We start from the raw sequence: 14,853 nt of genomic DNA, 5'->3' as shown, positions 1-14,853 counted from the left end.
GGCCCCCACCGGGTAAGGCCCCGACCGGGTGCGACCCCCACCGGCGCGGCCTCGCCGGTGGGGGTCGGCGGTCGGCGTCAGCTCGCGGAGCCGTTGCCCAGGGTGACGGTCCAGGTGCTGGGCGATCCCTCCTGGATGTGGCCGTCGACCGGGACGGCACCGGTCGGGCCGACGTCGTCGTAGGGGAAGGCGTAGCCGACGGTGGCCCGGTCGTGGACGATCCGGGAGTAGTGGTTGGTGACGCCGTTGCCGTAGTACGCCGAGGTGGGCACCCCGTCGGGCTGGCTGGCGCCGCCGGACGCCAGCAGGGTGCTGCGGTTGATCGCCGCTCCGAGCCGGGCGGCGACCGCGCCCCTGGCGTCGGAGCCGGTGTTGAGGAACGGCCCGGTGTTGCAGCCGAAGATGTCCGTCGCGCCGGGCTTGGTGAACGGCGTGCCGTCGTCGTCGAGACCGGCGAAGACGAGGGTGTCGCCCGAGACCTGGCCGGTGAACGAGCCGAATCCCGCACTGTCGGTGTCCACGGTCAGCGGCGTGCTCGCGTAGTGGCTCCACACCTGGTCGACGTAGGAGGTCCAGTAGTCGTCGAAGCCGCTGGCCGCGTGCTGGGGGGAGACGATCCGCAGGATGTTGCCGCCGCTGTCGGTGGCGACCAGCGTGTCCCACGGGAACCCGTCGGAGGCCGCCTGTGCCGTGAGGTCGGCGGCGATCGCGGCCAGCGCGCCGTCGGGCAGCGGGCTGACGGTCTGCGTGGTGCCGCCGGTGGACAGCGTCCGCATGGAGATCGGCGAGACCACCAGGTCGACGTAGCTGATGTTGGCGTAGATACCGGCGCTGTTGTAGGTGAACTCGCAGAAGGACCAGTCCGTCAGCCAGTTGCCCGTCGGGTCGTCCTTGTCGAAGGACGGCTGCACCAGCGCCGGCCCCGGGTTGACGTAGAACGCGATGGGCCCGTTGGTCGAGAACCACAGGCGTCCGGAAATGATGTCGCCCGAAACGGGGACGGTCGTCGCCCTGCCCGTGGCGTCCAGCGGGATGGAGTAGTCGGCCACCCGGGTCATCGGTGCCGACGGGTCCGGCATCTTCTGCGTCGTCCCGTCGGCCAGCACGAAGAACGGCGTGCCGGAGTCGTCCTGCCCGGTGATGTAGGCGACCGCGTCGGCACTGCCGGAGCTGTTGACCAGGTCTATCGAGAAGGCCGTCGAGGCTGACGCGGCGAAAGCCTTCGACACCGTTCCTTTCCGGAGTGGCGCACCAAGAGCCGCAGCGGAGGCGGCGGCCATGAACGAGCGTCTGGAGATCATCGGATCCTCCTGTCGCGTGGGGGGTTGATCACGTCGGCGTCGCCAATGATCGCGGTCGGGCCGGGTGACGACGACGATGAAAGTCCCTAGTGACCCGAGTCCCCCGTGAGCTGAGCCGCTGAGCCGCTGAGCCTGCGGGGCCCCTGAGCCTCCGGGGCCCTGAGCCTCCGGGGCCCCGCCCCCCTGAGCCCTTGCGCCCCGACCGGCCGGCTCCGTTCAGCCACCCGGCACCGTCCCCCACCGGCGAGCGTGATCGCGGGAGTTTTCCCCCTCGACAGCAGAACCCTGGAACGCCTGCCGACACAGGCCACCCCGAACGGCCGGTAAATCCACTCCACGCCGCCGAGGTCTTGACGAATTTACGCTGGAGTCCTTCATAATTCGGGGAACGTCCTGCCCTCCCCCGCCGAGTGCGGCCGGAGCCGTTCCCGCGCCCGTGCACGAGTCCGTCCCCCATGCGCGAGTCCGTCCCCGTCCGCGAACCACCCTCCGCGAGCCGTCCCCTCCCCGAATCCGAATCCGAAACCGACCCCTTCCCCCTCCGCGTCCTGTCCGGGCGCCCGTCACCCCCACGGAGTCCCCCCATGAACGAAAGATCCTCAGGCGCCGCCCGCAGGCGTTCGCTGACCCCGAACCGGATGCGTCTGCTGACGGCGGGCGCCGCCGTGGTGGCCTTCCTCGCGCAGAGCGGCCAGGCCAATGCCGCGGGGCCGGCGTTGCCGCCGGTGCACGCGGACTTCGACTACCAGATCGGCGGCGCGTACACACCGCCCTCCGGCGTCACCGTGGTCAGCCGGGACAACGGCGACGCGCCCGCCCCGGGGCTGTACAACATCTGCTACATCAACGCGTTCCAGGCCCAGGAGGGCGACGAGGACCAGTGGGGCGACCTGCTGCTGCACGACGCCAACGGTGCCGTCGTGTACGACAAGGACTGGAACGAGGCCCTGCTCGACATCTCCACCGCGGCCAAGCAGCAGCAGGTGGCCGCCAAGATCGACGCGATCATCGACACCTGCGCCGCCAAGGGCTACAACGCGATCGAGCCGGACAACTACGACTCCTACACCCGGTCGGAGAACCTGCTGACCGCGGGGAACGCCGAGGACTACATCACGCTGCTGGCGGCCCACGCCCACGCCGACGGGCTGGCGATCGCCCAGAAGAACACCGTCGAACTGGCCCCCGACCACGCCACCACCGGGCTCGACTTCGCGATCGCGGAGGAGTGCGGCTACTACAACGAGTGCGACGGCTACATCGACGCCTACGGCTCCCACGTCATCGACATCGAGTACACCGACAAGGGCCTGGCGGCGGCGTGCTCCAAGTGGGGTAGTCAGATCAGCATCGTCGAACGCGACGAGGACGTGAACACCCCCAGCTCCGGCGACTACGTACGCAAGACCTGCGCCTCGCAGTGACCCGACGGCGGCCGGGCCCGGACACCCCCCGGGCCCGGCCGCCGATCGCCGGGTGGACGCCGGGCGTCGTGCCGGGCACGTCGTCCGAGGCGCCGCCGCCTGCGGGGTCGCCGACCGGGGGCTCGGCGGGGTCATCGCCGGGTGTTCGCTTGCACACCAAAGCGTTTCCGCCGGGCGGGAGCGGACAGACGGACAGCGTGGCACCGCGGAGACGCGTTGCCGGAGCGAGGACAGCGGACGGCTCCGTTCGGCGCCCCAGGGGTGGGGGGTCCGGGCGGAGCCGTCGGCCTTCCCGGGGGCGCCGCGGATCTCGTCGCGACCCCGACCCACGCCGGCCCACGCCCCCGGCCCCCACCCCTCGGCTTCCGACCCCCAACTCACCTCACCGGCACAGCCCGTGGACCTGCCCCTCGGAAAGCAACCCTCCGCTGGCGCAGTCGTAACTTTTATGGTTACATCAAAAGCGGGAGGTCGACGTGAGTGCCAACAGCAGGCTGACGATCGCGGTCCACGCGCTGGCGTGGATGGAGCTCAACACGCGCTACGGGAACGAGGTGGCCACGTCGGAGCAGATCGCGGGGAGCGTGAACACCAACCCCGTGGTCGTCCGGCGCCTGTTGACCGATCTGCGGCGGGCGGGTCTCGTGGCCTCCCGGCGCGGCGCGGGGGCCGGCTGGACGCTGGCCCGTGAACTCGCGGCGATCACCGTGCTGGACGTCTACGAGGCCGTGGAGCCCGGAATCCTGTTCGCGACGCACCGCGCGACGCCGAGCCAGGAGTGCCCGGTCGGCTTCGGGATACGTCCCGTCATGCAGAGGGTCTACGACGGGGCCGAACAAGCCGTACGGGACGAGCTGATCCGCACCACGATGGACGACGTCCTGCGCGACATCCTCGCCGAGCGCTGAGGCGGGGCGACCGGGCGATCCGGCGGCCGCGCCACGGAGAACGGGCGACCGGGCGACCGAACCCGGCCGGTCGACGGCATCGCGGAACCCGGCCCGTTCCAGCGGCAGCGCACGCTCCCGGGGAAACCACACCCATTGACGTAACCGAAGCAGTTACATGGAGGAGATCGCGATGGCACAGCTCAGCGGCAAGGTGGCCCTGGTCACCGGCGGTACCACCGGCATCGGCCTGGCCGTGGCCCGCCGGTTCGCGGAGGAAGGGGCGGCGGCGGTGTACATCACCGGACGGCGCAAGCCCGAGCTGGACGCGGCCGTCGAGGCCGTCGGCGAGCGGGCGATCGGCGTGCGGGGCGACGTGTCGGACCTGGCCGACCTGGACCGGCTCTTCGCCACCGTCGAGGAGCGCAGCGGACGGCTCGACGTCGTCGTCGCCAACGCCGGCACCGGCGAGTTCGCCCGGCTCGGGGAGATCACCGAGGCGCATTTCGACCAGACCTTCGACATCAACGCCAAGGGACTGGTCTTCACCGTCCAGAAGGCGCTCCCCCTCGTCCCCGACGGCGGCTCGGTGATCCTGCTGTCCTCCAGCGCCGCGCTGCGGGCGGCTCCGGGGCTGAGCATGTACGCCGGGACCAAGGCGGCCATCCGCAGCTTCGCCCGCACCTGGGCCGCCGAACTCGCCGACCGGTCGATCCGCGTCAACGCCATCACCCCCGGCCCGGTCACCTCGCCCGGCGGGGACGGCCTGCGCGCCACCATGACCGGCGGGACGCCGCAGCCGCAGGGGCCGGCGATCCCGCTGGGCCGGGTCGGACGCCCCGAGGAGGTCGCCGCGACCGCCCTGTACCTGGCCTCGGACCAGAGTTCCTTCACCACCGGGGCCGAACTGTTCGTCGACGGCGGCATCACCCAGGTCTGAGCATCCGCGGGCGGGACCGGCGCCCGGAGCCGGTCCCGGAGCCGTCCGGATGGGCGGCCTGGACACCCAACGGTCCCGTGAGTCCCCCGGGTTCACCGGCCGGGTGATCGCCGCCCTCTACGCGTCGGACGAGCTGATGGCGCTGTCCGGCCGCGCGCTGATCGGCGCCGAACTGGGCGCCCACCTCGGCGTCACGGAACTCGACGGCACCGCACCGCGCTCACTGCGGTACACGCAGGGCGGACCACCGGAACTCCACCCCAGCCTGCGGTGATCGGGCGCCGCGCTCCCCGGCGTACGGCAGCGGCGTCCTCGTGGGCGACGGAACCGTCCAACATCCGTCTCCGGCGCGTGAGATGGGCGACCGACGCGCGAAGGTCCGACCGCGCGGGCGACCGTTCACCCCCAACCGCCTCCGCACACGCGGTATTTGATTCGCCGTCAGAAGTGCTCGTCCGCAGCCATCTTGCCGGCCGCGTCGGTCAACGCGTCCACCAGGCTTCGCAGCCCTTCGAGGGCCTCCGGTTCGTGGACCGCGTTGTCGCGGATGCGGGCACTCGCGCGCTGGATGAGCAACGGGGGCAGCAGGACGGCGTCCATCACCTCCAGCGTCTCGCGCACCCATGCCTGGGCGCGGTCCCCGCCGGTCATGGACGGCGACGCGGTCACCACCGCTACCGGCTTGTTCACCACACCGCCGCTGCCGACCAGCCACTCCAGCGCGTTCTTCAGCACCCCCGAGGTGCCGTGCGCGTACTCCGGGCTGGCCACCAGCACGCCGTCCGCCGCGCCGACCAGTTCGCGGAACGCCACCACCTGCGGCGGGCAGCCCGCCATCTCCACGTCGTGGTTGAAGAACGGCAGCCGTCCCAGGTCCGGGTGGACGGTCAGCACGGCCCGCGGTCCGGCCAGCCGCGCGGCGGTCGCCAGCACCGCCGCGTTCAGCGAACCGGACCGCAGGCTCCCGCACAGGCCGGCCAGCCGGAGCGGAGCGGGGGCCGAGGTCACGTGACGGGGGTCAGTTCACGGGCGGCCGGCGACCGGTGGGCGAAGTCGACGACCTGGCCGGCCATCGCGGCCAGCTGGGCGGTCACCCGGTCGTCGGTGCACGTCCCGTCGGGGCCGAAGCCGGTGCTCTCGGTGTTGACGGCCACCCCGAGCGGCGTCGGCCAGCCGCGCAACGCGTGCACCACGCCCCGCAGCGCGGTCAGCGTGTTGACGGCGCCCTGCCAGCCCATGCCGACGGCGAGGCAGCCGACGGCGCGGCCGGTGAAGTACGGGTGGTCGCCGCCGCGCAACTCCTCGACGTGGTCGAGGGCGTTCTTCACCAGGCCGGAGACGGTGCCGTGGTAGGCGGGGCTGGCCAGCACCAGGCCGTCGGCGGCGGCGACCTCGGCCAACAGGCGTTGCGCCTGCGGGGAGTTCGCGCCCTCGCGCGGGTCGTACAGCGGCATGGCGAGGTCCGCGCCGCTGATCAGGCTGACGTGCGCGCCCAGACGTTCGGCCTCGGCCAGCGTGATCCGCAGGGCCCTCTCGGCGGTCGAGCCGGGCCGCGCGGACCCGCCTATGCCGACGACCTTCACCGTGCGCGCCATGCTCTTCCCCACTTCCGTCATGAGCGGAAAACGGCCGGGGAGCGGCGCCGCGGCGGACCGGATGCGGGGCCCCTCCAACCGGGCGATTCTAACGAGCCGCACCGCCGACCGCAGGGGAACCGGACGGGTCTGCCGGTCCCCCCACACTTCGGCGGAGCACCGGTGACAGCGCGTGTCGCGGAAGTGACAGCGCGGCGGGCGGGGCGGCGGGATGATCGCCGCATGCGGATATTGGTTCTGGGCGGATCGGTCTTCGTCGGGCGTGCGTTCGCGACACAGGCCCGGCAGCGCGGTCACGAGGTGACGGTCTTCAACCGGGGGCGTTCCGGCCCCGATCCGGCGGGCGTGAAGGCGGTACGCGGCGACCGGACGGTGGCGGCGGACCTGTCCCGCCTGGTGCGCGACCGGCGCTGGGACGTCGTGGTGGACACCAGCGGGCAGCAGCCGCGGGTCGTCGGGGAGTCGGCGCGGCTGCTGTCGGCGCGCGCGGGCACCTACGTGTTCGTCTCCGCCGTCCACGCCTGCGCCGACTGGCCGGCCGCTCCGGTCGACGAGTCCTCACCCCGGCACGCCTGCCCGCCGGACGCCGCGGCCGGCACCGTCGCGCACAACGCGCTGAAGGCGGGCTGCGAACGGGCCGTCGAGGAGGAGTTCGGCGGCGACGTCCTCATCCTCAGCCCCGGCGCCGTCACCGGTCCCGGCGAGAGCACCGGGCGGCTGCTGTGGTGGCTGGAACGGTTCGCGCGCGGCGGGCGGGTACTGGCGCCCGGGGCGGCCGACCGCCCGGTGCGGCTGGTCGACGCCCGTGACCTGGCCGCCTTCGGGCTGGACCGGGTCGAGGCGGGGGACGCCGGGCGGTACCTGGTGACCGGGCCGCCGCGGCCGGACACCCTGGGCGACCTGCTCGCCGCCTGCGCCCGCGTGGCCGGTGCCGACCGTGAACCGACCTGGGTCGACGACGACTTCCTGCTGGCGGCGGGCGTCGAGCCGTGGACCGGCCTGCCGCTGTGGGTGCCCGCCGGGATGCCGGACCTGGCGGGCATCTGGCAGGCGTCGTCGGACCGGGCCCACGCCGCGGGCCTGCGCTGCCGGCCGCTGGCGGAGACCGTCGCCGACACGATGGCCTGGCTGTCCGCCCGCGGCCCGTCCCCGGAGCCGTACCGCCAGGGGGAGACGGAACTGGGCCTCCTGCCGTCCCACGAGGCCGAGTTGCTGACCGCGTGGGAGCACCTGCGTAGCTGACGCTGCGTCATATGCGCGACGGGGCGGGGCGTCCGGGCGACGGAGGCACGGAGCCGTACCGCCGCCGGTGTACGCCGCCGGGCGGGGCGTCCGGGCGACGGAGGCGCCGCAAGGGCGGGCCGCCCCTCCCCCGAGTGCGGCACGGGTGCGCACGCAACGATGCCGGGGCGCCGTCCTGGGTGGACGGCGCCCCGGCATGCGTGGTGAACGCGCCCGCGGTCAGGAGGACTTGGGCGTGGTGAGGTCGTAGACGGTGGTGGAGCCGACGGTCTTGGCGGTGTAGTGGGCGGACACCCAGGTGGAGATCTGGGTGGCGGGGTCGGTGCCGCCGATGCCCATGGCCTGGCCCATGCCGCCGCCGCCGATGAAGTAGTGGATCTTCCGGGCGGCGACCATCTTCTCGAACTGGGCCAGCGTCGGCGCGGGGTCGGAGCCGTTGAAGCCGCCGATGGCCATCACCGGGTCCTGGGTGGCGAGTTGGAAGCTGGCCTGGTTCTGCGAACCGATGGCGGCCGCCACCCAGGTGTAGGACGAGGCGTCCTTCTCCAGCAGCGCCTTCACCGGCGCGCTGACCTGCGTACCGTTCAGCAGACCGCCCATGCCGCCGCCCATGCCGCCCTCGCGGCCGCCCCGCGTCCCGGCGCCGGCGCCCCACGCGCCGGGTCCGCCGGCGGTCGTACCGCCCGGGAACCCGCCCTGCGGCGTGCCGCCCTGCGCGGTGCCGCCGGGAGCGCCGGCACCGGGGAAGCCGCCCTGCCTGCCGCCGGTCCGGCCGGCACCGGTGCCGCCGCCCGCGCCGGGGAAGCCGTGGCCGCCGCCCATGCCGCCCGGGCCGCCCATGCCGCCGGGGCCGGCGGACGGCAGGGAGCCGGTGTGGCCGGTGGAGACGGTGTCGACGGCGTAGGCCGCCGGGCCGGCGAGGCAGGCGGCGAGCGCGAGGCCCGCGACGGTGCCGGCCGCGGCGAGGGCCGAGCGGCGGGAGCGGGCGGCGAACAGCGCCGCGATCCGCGAGCCGAGGCCCAGACCGACCGCCGCGACCAGGCCGGCGACCAGCACCGTCCAGCGCAGCCACGGAAGCCACTGCGGAGTACGGCCGAGCAGCGTGTACGCCCAGTACCCGGTGACCGCGACGGTGAGGGCCAACGCCCAGGCTGCCAGCGGGTGTTGACGGCGACGCCAGAGCGCGACCGATCCCATGCCGACGACCGCGCCGATGTAGGGGGCCAGCGCGATGTTGTAGTACGGGTGGAAGATGCCGGCCATGAAGCTGAAGACCGCGGCGGTGGTGAGCAGCGCGCCGCCCCACAGCAGGAACGCCTGCCGGTCGGCGTCGGTGCGTCGGGCCCGCCAGGTCAGCACGATCCCGGCGACCAGCAGGATGAGCGCGGCCGGCAGCAGCCAGGCGATCTGGCCGCCCATCTCGGAGCCGAACAGCCGGGTGATCCCGGTCTGCCCCCACATGCCGCCGCCCTGGCCGCCACCGCCGGGCATACCGCCCCCACCGGTGAACGCCTGGTGCGCGCCGGTCGCCGCATGGGTACCGGCGCCGGTGCCGGTCCCGGTGGCCGCATGGGTACCGGTCACCGCATGCGTGCCGGTGCCGCCGGCGCCGCTGGTGCCCGTACCGCCAGCCCCCGTACCGCCAGCCCCCGAGCCGCCGGTGCCGGCGGTGCCGGTGCCGCCTCCGGCTGAGGCCCGTGCCCCCGTTCCGCCGCTGGGGGCACCCCCGCCGACGCTGCCGGTCTCGTCACCGGTGATGCGGCCGAACCCGTTGTAGCCGAAGGTGAGTTCGAGGAAGCTGTTGTTCTGCGAACCGCCGATGTACGGGCGGGAGGAAGCGGGCCACAGCTGCACGATGGCCACCCACCAGCCGCCGGTGACCACCAACGCGCCGGTGGCCAGCGCCAGTTGGCCGAGCCGCTTGAGCGGGCGCACCGGGGCGAGGAAGCCGTAGACCAGGGCGAGGGCCGGCAGGATCAAGAACGCCTGGAGGGTCTTGACCAGGAAGGCGGCGCCGATCAACGCCCCCGCGAACACCAGCCACTTGGTGCGTCCGGCCTCAAGGGCCCGCTGCACGGCGTAGACCGCGCAGACCATGAGCAGCACCAGCAGGGCGTCCGGGTTGTTGAAGCGGAACATCAGCACCGCGACCGGGGTGAGCGCCAGCACCGCGCCGGCGATCAGGCCGGCGGCCGGGCCGAAGCGGCGGCGGACGGCGAAGTACAGCACGGCGACGGTCGCGACACCCATCAGGGCCTGCGGGACCAGCACCGACCAGGAGTTGAGGCCGAACAGCCGGACCGACAGCTCCATCGGCCACAGCGACGCCGGGGGCTTGTCGACGGTGATGAAGTTGGCCGCGTCGGACGAGCCGAAGAAGAACGCCTTCCAGCTCTTGCTGCCGGCCTGGACGGCGGCCGAGTAGAAGGAGTTGGCGTAGCCGGAGGAGCTGAGGTCGACCAGGTAGAGCAGGGCGGTGGCGAGCAGCAGCCCCCACAGGGCGGGCCGGGCCCACCTCGGGTCCGGCGCTGCGGCGTCCCCCGGTGGAGTCACGGCGGTCGCGGACTCGGTCACAACGGTCATCGGGCTTGTCCCATCGGGGAGTTGGCGCTCACGGCGCTCAGGGAGTCGGTCGCTTCGGCGCTCGGGGAACCGGCGGCTTCGGCGCTCGGGGCGGAGCCGGCGGTGCTCCCGTCGCGCTGGTCGGAGAAGACCCAGGCGCGGAAGAGCAGGAAGCGGACCGCGGTGGCGGCCAGGTTGGCGGCGATCAGGACGGTGAGTTCGGCGGTGCGCGAGACGTCGTGCGAGGCGAGGTGCAGGGCGGCCAGCGAGCCGGAGGTCATCACCAGTCCGATGGCGAACACCACCAGGCCCTGGGCCTGGTGGCGCACCGCGCGGTCCCGGCCGCGCACCCGGAAGGTGAAGCGGCGGTTGGCGGCGGTGTTGAAGAACGTGCAGACCAGCAGCGACAGCGCGTTGGCGGTCTGCGGTCCGGTGCCGTGCCGCAGCAGGGTGAACAGCGCGAGGGTCGCGACGGTGCTCAGCCCGCCGATGACGGCGAACCCGGCCAACTGCCGCGCCAGGCCTGCCGGTACGCCGGCCGCGTGGTCGCGGGGGTCGTCGCCGAACGGGCGGCGCAGCCGGTCCAGCGGCAGCGCGCCGGCGGCCAGCCCGCGGCCCATCCGCCACACGCCCTTGAGGTCGTCGGCGGCGGTGCGCACGATGTGCACCCGGGAGTCGGGGTCGTCGACCCAGTCGACCGGCACCTCGTGGATGCGCAGCCCGGCGCGTTCGGCGAGCACCAGCATCTCGGTGTCGAAGAACCACCCGGTGTCCTCGACCAGCGGCAGCAGGCTGCGGGCCACGTCGGCGCGGATCGCCTTGAACCCGCACTGCGCGTCGGAGAACCGGGCGTGCAGGCTGCCGCGCAGGATGAGGTTGTAGGCGCGGGAGATGAACTCCCGCTTGCCGCCGCGCACCACCCGCGACCCGCCGGCCAGCCGAGAACCGATCGCCAGGTCGGAGTGGCCGGAGACGAGCGGGGCGACCAGCGGCAGCAGCGCGTTCAGGCCGGTGGACAGGTCGACGTCCATATAGGCCAGCACCGGCGCGTCGGAGGCCGACCACACCGCGTGCAGCGCCCGGCCGCGGCCCTTCGCCTCCAGCCGGACGGCGGTGACCTCGTCGTACTCGTTCTCCAGCGCGCGGGCGACCAGCGCGGTGCGGTCGGTGCTGGCGTTGTCGGCGATCGTGATGCGGAAGCCGTACGGGAAGGTGTCGGTCAGGTAGGTGTGCAGGCGGCGCACGCAGGGTTCGAGGCCGGCCTCCTCGTTGTGGACCGGGATGACCACGTCGAGCAGGGTTCCGGTGCGGGGGGAGCCGCCGTTGGCGGCCAGCGGGACGCGGGCCGGAAGCCCGCTCGCCCCGAGCGGCCCGGACGCGGTGGCGCCGGCCGGGGGGAAGGTCAAGGTCTTCATACCGATCACTGTGCGAGTCGGCACTGTCATCACCGTGTGCTGAACCTTGGATTGACCTGTGAGTCGCCGACGGGCCCGGTCGACGCGCAACTCGGCGTTGGGCGGGGGTGGTTGGCGGGTGCCGTGGGGACCCGGGCGGGGGCGCCGAACGGACCCGAGCGGCGGCGTCGTACGGACCCGCGCGGGGGCCTCGCGCGGGGGGGGCGCCGAACGGACCCGCGCGGGGGCGCCGCACCGACTCGCACGGGGTTCGGCGCGCGCCAACACGCATGACGGCCGCGGCCGTTCACCTTCGTCGTCAAAGGCCGCGCGGCCCGGCCGAGTCGCGGGCGCCGTCGTGGTCCCCGGCGCGGCCATCGCCGTCGCGGGCGCCGTCGCGGCCCCCGGTGCGGCGGGCAGGCCCCTGTCGCCGTCCCGGCCCCCGTCCCCGTCCCTGCGCCGCTCTGCGGGGAAGCGCTCAGGCTTCGGCGGTGGCCGGCAGGGTGAGGCGGAAGACGGTGCGGCCCGGGGCGCTGTCGGCGGTGATGGTGCCGCCGTGCGCGGTGACGACGGCGTGCGCGATGGCCAGGCCGAGGCCCGAACTGCCGCCGGGGGCAACCCCGTTGGCGCGGGCGCGGGAGGCGTCGCCGCGGGCGAAGCGTTCGAAGACGTGCGGGAGCAGGTCGCCGGGGATGCCGGGGCCGGTGTCCTCCACGTCGAGCCGTACGACGCCGTCGCCGGGCAGCACGCGGGCGGTGACGGTGGTGCCGGGCGGGGTGTGGGTGCGGGCGTTGGCCAGCAGGTTGGCCAGCACCTGGTGCAGCCGGGCGGTGTCGGCGCGCACCTGGGCGGGGTCGTCGGGCAGGTCGACCCGCCACAGGTGGCCGGGTCCGGCGGCCCGCGCGTCGCTGACGGTGTCGATGACCAGCGGCGACAGGTCGACCGTGTCGTACGACAGCGGCCGGCCGGCGTCCAGCCGGGCGAGCAGCAGCAGGTCCTCGACCAGCGTGGTCATCCGGCCGGCCTCGGACTCGATGCGGCCCAGCGCGTGCCGGGTGCCGGGCCCCTGCTCCTCCGGGCCGCGCCGGATCAGCTCGGCGTAGCCGCGGATCGAGGCCAGCGGCGTGCGCAGTTCGTGGCTGGCGTCGGCCACGAACTGCCGTACCCGCGTCTCGCTCGCCTGCCGGGACTCCAGCGCCGATTCGACGTGCCCCAGCAGGCGGTTGAGCGCCGATCCGACCTGTCCGACCTCGGTGCGCGGATCGGTGTCGGCCGACGGGACGCGTTCCGACAGCGTCACCTCGCCCTGGGACAGCGGCAGTTCACTGACCCGGCCGGCGATCACCGCGACCCGGCGCAGCGGCACCAGGGCGTAGCGGATCATCGCCGCGCCGGCCATTCCCGCGGCGGCCAGGCCGGCGGCGGTGACGCAGATGATGACCAGGATCACCCGGTCGACGGTGTCGCTGACCGGCAGGGTGGGCAGTCCGACGGCGAGCCGGGTGCCGGCGCCCGGGACGACGAAGTACTTCATGCGGTAGTCGCCGAGGCCGGGCACCGTGACGGTGTGGTCGTCGCCGTCGCGCGGCAGCCCGGACAGCGCGGACAGCTGCGCGGCGGTCAGCGGGGTCGAGCCGAACTGGCCGGTCGTGGCCTGGTCGCGGCTGAACGCGCCCTGGAACGCGCGTCCGTCGGGCCCGAAGACGACGCTGAGGGTGCCGGCCGTCTGGCCGCCCTGGGTGACGAACTTCCGCGGGTCGAAGGCGGTCCGGCCACCACCGGGGAACCCGCCGGGCCGCCCGGCCGCGGGCCCGCCGCCGGGCGCGTGCATCACGTGGCCGACGACGTCGTCGACGCTGCTGTCCAGCCTCGTGTACAGGTAGGCCTGGAGCGACACCGTCGTGACCACCCCGACGATGGCGCAGACCACCGCGATCAGCGTGACCGACGAGACGAGCAGCCGGCTGCGCAACGACCAACCGCGGTGCAGGGAGGGGCGTTTCACCGGTCAGCCGACTTCCGCCGGCTTGATGAGGTAACCGGCGCCGCGCCGGGTGTGGATCATCGGGGCGCGGCCGGCGTCGATCTTCTTGCGCAGGTAACTGACGTACAGCTCCACGACGTTGGCCTGGCCCCCGAAGTCGTAGCTCCACACCCGGTCCAGGATCTGCGCCTTGGACAGCACCCGGCGCGGGTTGCGCATCAGGTACCGCAGCAGTTCGAACTCGGTCGCCGTCAGGTGGATCGGCGTGCCGGTGCGGGTGACCTCGTGGCTGTCCTCGTCCAGCGTGAGGTCGCCGACGACCAGCATCGACTCCGCGCGGGCCGCTGCCGCGCCGGACCGGCGCATCAGGCCGCGCAGCCGCGCGACGACCTCCTCCAGCGAGAACGGCTTCGTCACGTAGTCGTCGCCGCCGGCCGTCAGCCCCGCGATCCGGTCCTCCACGGCGTCCTTCGCCGTCAGGAACAGCACCGGCACGTCGGTCCCGTCGGCCCGCAGCCGCGACAGCACGGTCAGCCCGTCGAGGTCCGGCAGCATGATGTCCAGCAGCACCGCGTCCGGCCGGAACTCCCGCGCCGTCCGCAGCGCGCCCGCCCCGTCCGCGGCGGTCCGCACGTCCCACCCCTCGTACCGCAGCGCCATCGACAGCAGCTCCGCCAGCGGCGCCTCGTCGTCCACGACCAGCACGCGCACCGGGCTGCCGTCCGGCCGCGTCAGCTCCGTGCGGCCGCCGGGAGAGGGGGAAGGTATGACAGACATGGCCGCCATCCTGCCCGCGGGGGGTGAGAGCGAGCTGGCGTCCTGCTGTGAGTTTCCTGAGAAACGCGGCCGTGCGCGACGGTCACCGGCTGTCACCGCCGCCCGGTCGCCGGACGCTGGTCGCGCGCGCCGCGCGGCCGGTCGGCGCGGGCCACGCGTTGCCGCTCCGCCGGCCGGGTCGCGGCTACGGCTGGGGCAGCAGGTCGCGCCGGAACCAGGTGCCGGGCTTGCCGCCGAGGTGGGCCGGGTCGGCGGGACCGACCGGGACGAAGCCGGCCTTGGTCAGCACCCGCTGGGACGCGGGATTGGCGTGGGCGGCGGCGGCCCGCAGTACGGACAGCCCGTGCCGCGCCGCCGCCAGCCCGCACAGCTCCACGACGGCCGCCGTCGCCACGCCGCGCCCGGCGACGTGCCGCGCGACCCGGTAGCCGAGTACGGCGGTACCGTCCGCGACGTCGTACAGGTTGAACCGGCCCAGCACCGAGCCGTCGTCGCTGTCGACCAGCACGTAGAAGGCGCAGACGCCGGCGTCCTGCTCGGCCAGCGAGGCGCTGTGCCGGTCGGCGAACCGGTGGAAGAACTCGTCGCCGCGGTCGGAGACCGCAGCGGCGAAGTAGGCGCGGTTCGCCAGCTCGAAAGCCAGGACCGCCGGGGCATGGCCGGCCTGTAGCCGCTTCAGCTCGGGCACCGCCCGACTCTATCCGGGCGGCGTGCCGGGGTCACCGCGGTTTTCACCGGCGCAGGACC

Annotated in this window: 13 protein-coding genes; 5 read left to right on the top strand and 8 right to left on the bottom strand. The window is 73.9% G+C overall.

The genetic code is table 11. The annotated features are described in order from the left end of the window. Window positions 1-77: 77 nt before the first annotated feature. Window positions 78-1,229 (bottom strand): beta-1,3-glucanase family protein, encoded by a 1,152-nt coding sequence (locus tag POF43_RS19580; RefSeq protein ID WP_271325145.1) that lies wholly within the window; start codon window positions 1,227-1,229, stop codon window positions 78-80. A gap of 656 nt (window positions 1,230-1,885) precedes the next feature. On the opposite strand from POF43_RS19580, the gene POF43_RS19575 reads away from it, so the two are divergent. The 4 genes from POF43_RS19575 to POF43_RS19560 all read left to right on the top strand — a co-directional run bounded on the left by POF43_RS19575 (window position 1,886) and on the right by POF43_RS19560 (window position 4,826). Further along, entirely contained in the window at window positions 1,886-2,725 is an 840-nt protein-coding gene (locus tag POF43_RS19575; RefSeq protein WP_271318762.1) for an endo alpha-1,4 polygalactosaminidase, read from the top strand. Between the two features lie 476 nt (window positions 2,726-3,201). Next, a complete protein-coding gene (locus tag POF43_RS19570) occupies window positions 3,202-3,633 on the top strand; it encodes an Rrf2 family transcriptional regulator (RefSeq protein WP_271324375.1) in 432 nt (143 codons plus the stop codon). A gap of 172 nt (window positions 3,634-3,805) precedes the next feature. Then, a complete protein-coding gene (locus POF43_RS19565; RefSeq protein ID WP_271324374.1) occupies window positions 3,806-4,552 on the top strand; it encodes an SDR family NAD(P)-dependent oxidoreductase in 747 nt (248 codons plus the stop codon). A gap of 49 nt (window positions 4,553-4,601) precedes the next feature. After that, window positions 4,602-4,826 carry a hypothetical protein gene (locus POF43_RS19560; protein ID WP_271324373.1) on the top strand — a complete coding sequence of 75 codons (225 nt, stop codon included), beginning with the start codon at window positions 4,602-4,604 and terminating at the stop codon, window positions 4,824-4,826. 167 nt (window positions 4,827-4,993) lie between these two features. Here POF43_RS19560 and POF43_RS19555 read toward each other — a convergent pair whose 3' ends face one another. Together POF43_RS19555 and POF43_RS19550 are read right to left on the bottom strand one after the other, a co-directional pair. Continuing rightward, window positions 4,994-5,560 (bottom strand): NADPH-dependent FMN reductase, encoded by a 567-nt coding sequence (locus POF43_RS19555; RefSeq protein ID WP_271324372.1) that lies wholly within the window; start codon window positions 5,558-5,560, stop codon window positions 4,994-4,996. After that, the gene (locus tag POF43_RS19550) at window positions 5,557-6,147 is read right to left on the bottom strand and encodes an NADPH-dependent FMN reductase (RefSeq protein ID WP_271315872.1); all 591 of its coding nucleotides are present in this window, start codon (window positions 6,145-6,147) and stop codon (window positions 5,557-5,559) included. The genes POF43_RS19555 and POF43_RS19550 overlap by 4 nt, the downstream gene beginning before the upstream one ends. A gap of 222 nt (window positions 6,148-6,369) precedes the next feature. On the opposite strand from POF43_RS19550, the gene POF43_RS19545 reads away from it, so the two are divergent. After that, window positions 6,370-7,389 carry an NAD-dependent epimerase/dehydratase family protein gene (locus POF43_RS19545; protein WP_271324371.1) on the top strand — a complete coding sequence of 340 codons (1,020 nt, stop codon included), beginning with the start codon at window positions 6,370-6,372 and terminating at the stop codon, window positions 7,387-7,389. 219 nt (window positions 7,390-7,608) lie between these two features. On the opposite strand, the gene POF43_RS19540 is transcribed toward POF43_RS19545, so the two are convergent. The 5 genes from POF43_RS19540 to POF43_RS19520 all read right to left on the bottom strand — a co-directional run bounded on the left by POF43_RS19540 (window position 7,609) and on the right by POF43_RS19520 (window position 14,794). Then, entirely contained in the window at window positions 7,609-9,972 is a 2,364-nt protein-coding gene (locus tag POF43_RS19540; protein WP_271324370.1) for a glycosyltransferase family 39 protein, read from the bottom strand. After that, entirely contained in the window at window positions 9,969-11,366 is a 1,398-nt protein-coding gene (locus POF43_RS19535) for a bifunctional glycosyltransferase family 2/GtrA family protein (protein WP_282704668.1), read from the bottom strand. The genes POF43_RS19540 and POF43_RS19535 overlap by 4 nt, the downstream gene beginning before the upstream one ends. A gap of 457 nt (window positions 11,367-11,823) precedes the next feature. Continuing rightward, complete coding sequence (locus tag POF43_RS19530) at window positions 11,824-13,350, bottom strand: sensor histidine kinase (RefSeq protein WP_271324618.1); 1,527 nt, start codon at window positions 13,348-13,350, stop codon at window positions 11,824-11,826. A 3-nt stretch (window positions 13,351-13,353) separates the two neighbouring features. After that, window positions 13,354-14,106 carry a response regulator transcription factor gene (locus tag POF43_RS19525; protein ID WP_271317305.1) on the bottom strand — a complete coding sequence of 251 codons (753 nt, stop codon included), beginning with the start codon at window positions 14,104-14,106 and terminating at the stop codon, window positions 13,354-13,356. 184 nt (window positions 14,107-14,290) lie between these two features. Further along, entirely contained in the window at window positions 14,291-14,794 is a 504-nt protein-coding gene (locus POF43_RS19520) for a GNAT family N-acetyltransferase (protein WP_271324617.1), read from the bottom strand. Between the last annotated feature and the right edge of the window lie 59 nt (window positions 14,795-14,853).

The organism is Streptantibioticus silvisoli, assembly GCF_027947535.2.
GTDB classification, from domain to species: Bacteria; Actinomycetota; Actinomycetes; order Streptomycetales; family Streptomycetaceae; genus Streptantibioticus_C; species Streptantibioticus_C silvisoli.
This window is presented reverse-complemented; position numbering and strand designations above follow the sequence as displayed.

Coding starts and splice junctions, on each gene's coding strand:
- POF43_RS19575 (WP_271318762.1), top strand. CDS start 1,886: ATGAACGAAAGATCCTCAGGCGCCGCCCGCAGGCGTTCGCTGACCCCG.
- POF43_RS19565 (WP_271324374.1), top strand. CDS start 3,806: ATGGCACAGCTCAGCGGCAAGGTGGCCCTGGTCACCGGCGGTACCACC.
- POF43_RS19560 (WP_271324373.1), top strand. CDS start 4,602: ATGGGCGGCCTGGACACCCAACGGTCCCGTGAGTCCCCCGGGTTCACC.
- POF43_RS19550 (WP_271315872.1), bottom strand. CDS start 6,147: ATGGCGCGCACGGTGAAGGTCGTCGGCATAGGCGGGTCCGCGCGGCCC.
- POF43_RS19545 (WP_271324371.1), top strand. CDS start 6,370: ATGCGGATATTGGTTCTGGGCGGATCGGTCTTCGTCGGGCGTGCGTTC.
- POF43_RS19540 (WP_271324370.1), bottom strand. CDS start 9,972: ATGACCGTTGTGACCGAGTCCGCGACCGCCGTGACTCCACCGGGGGAC.
- POF43_RS19535 (WP_282704668.1), bottom strand. CDS start 11,366: ATGAAGACCTTGACCTTCCCCCCGGCCGGCGCCACCGCGTCCGGGCCG.
- POF43_RS19525 (WP_271317305.1), bottom strand. CDS start 14,106: ATGTCTGTCATACCTTCCCCCTCTCCCGGCGGCCGCACGGAGCTGACG.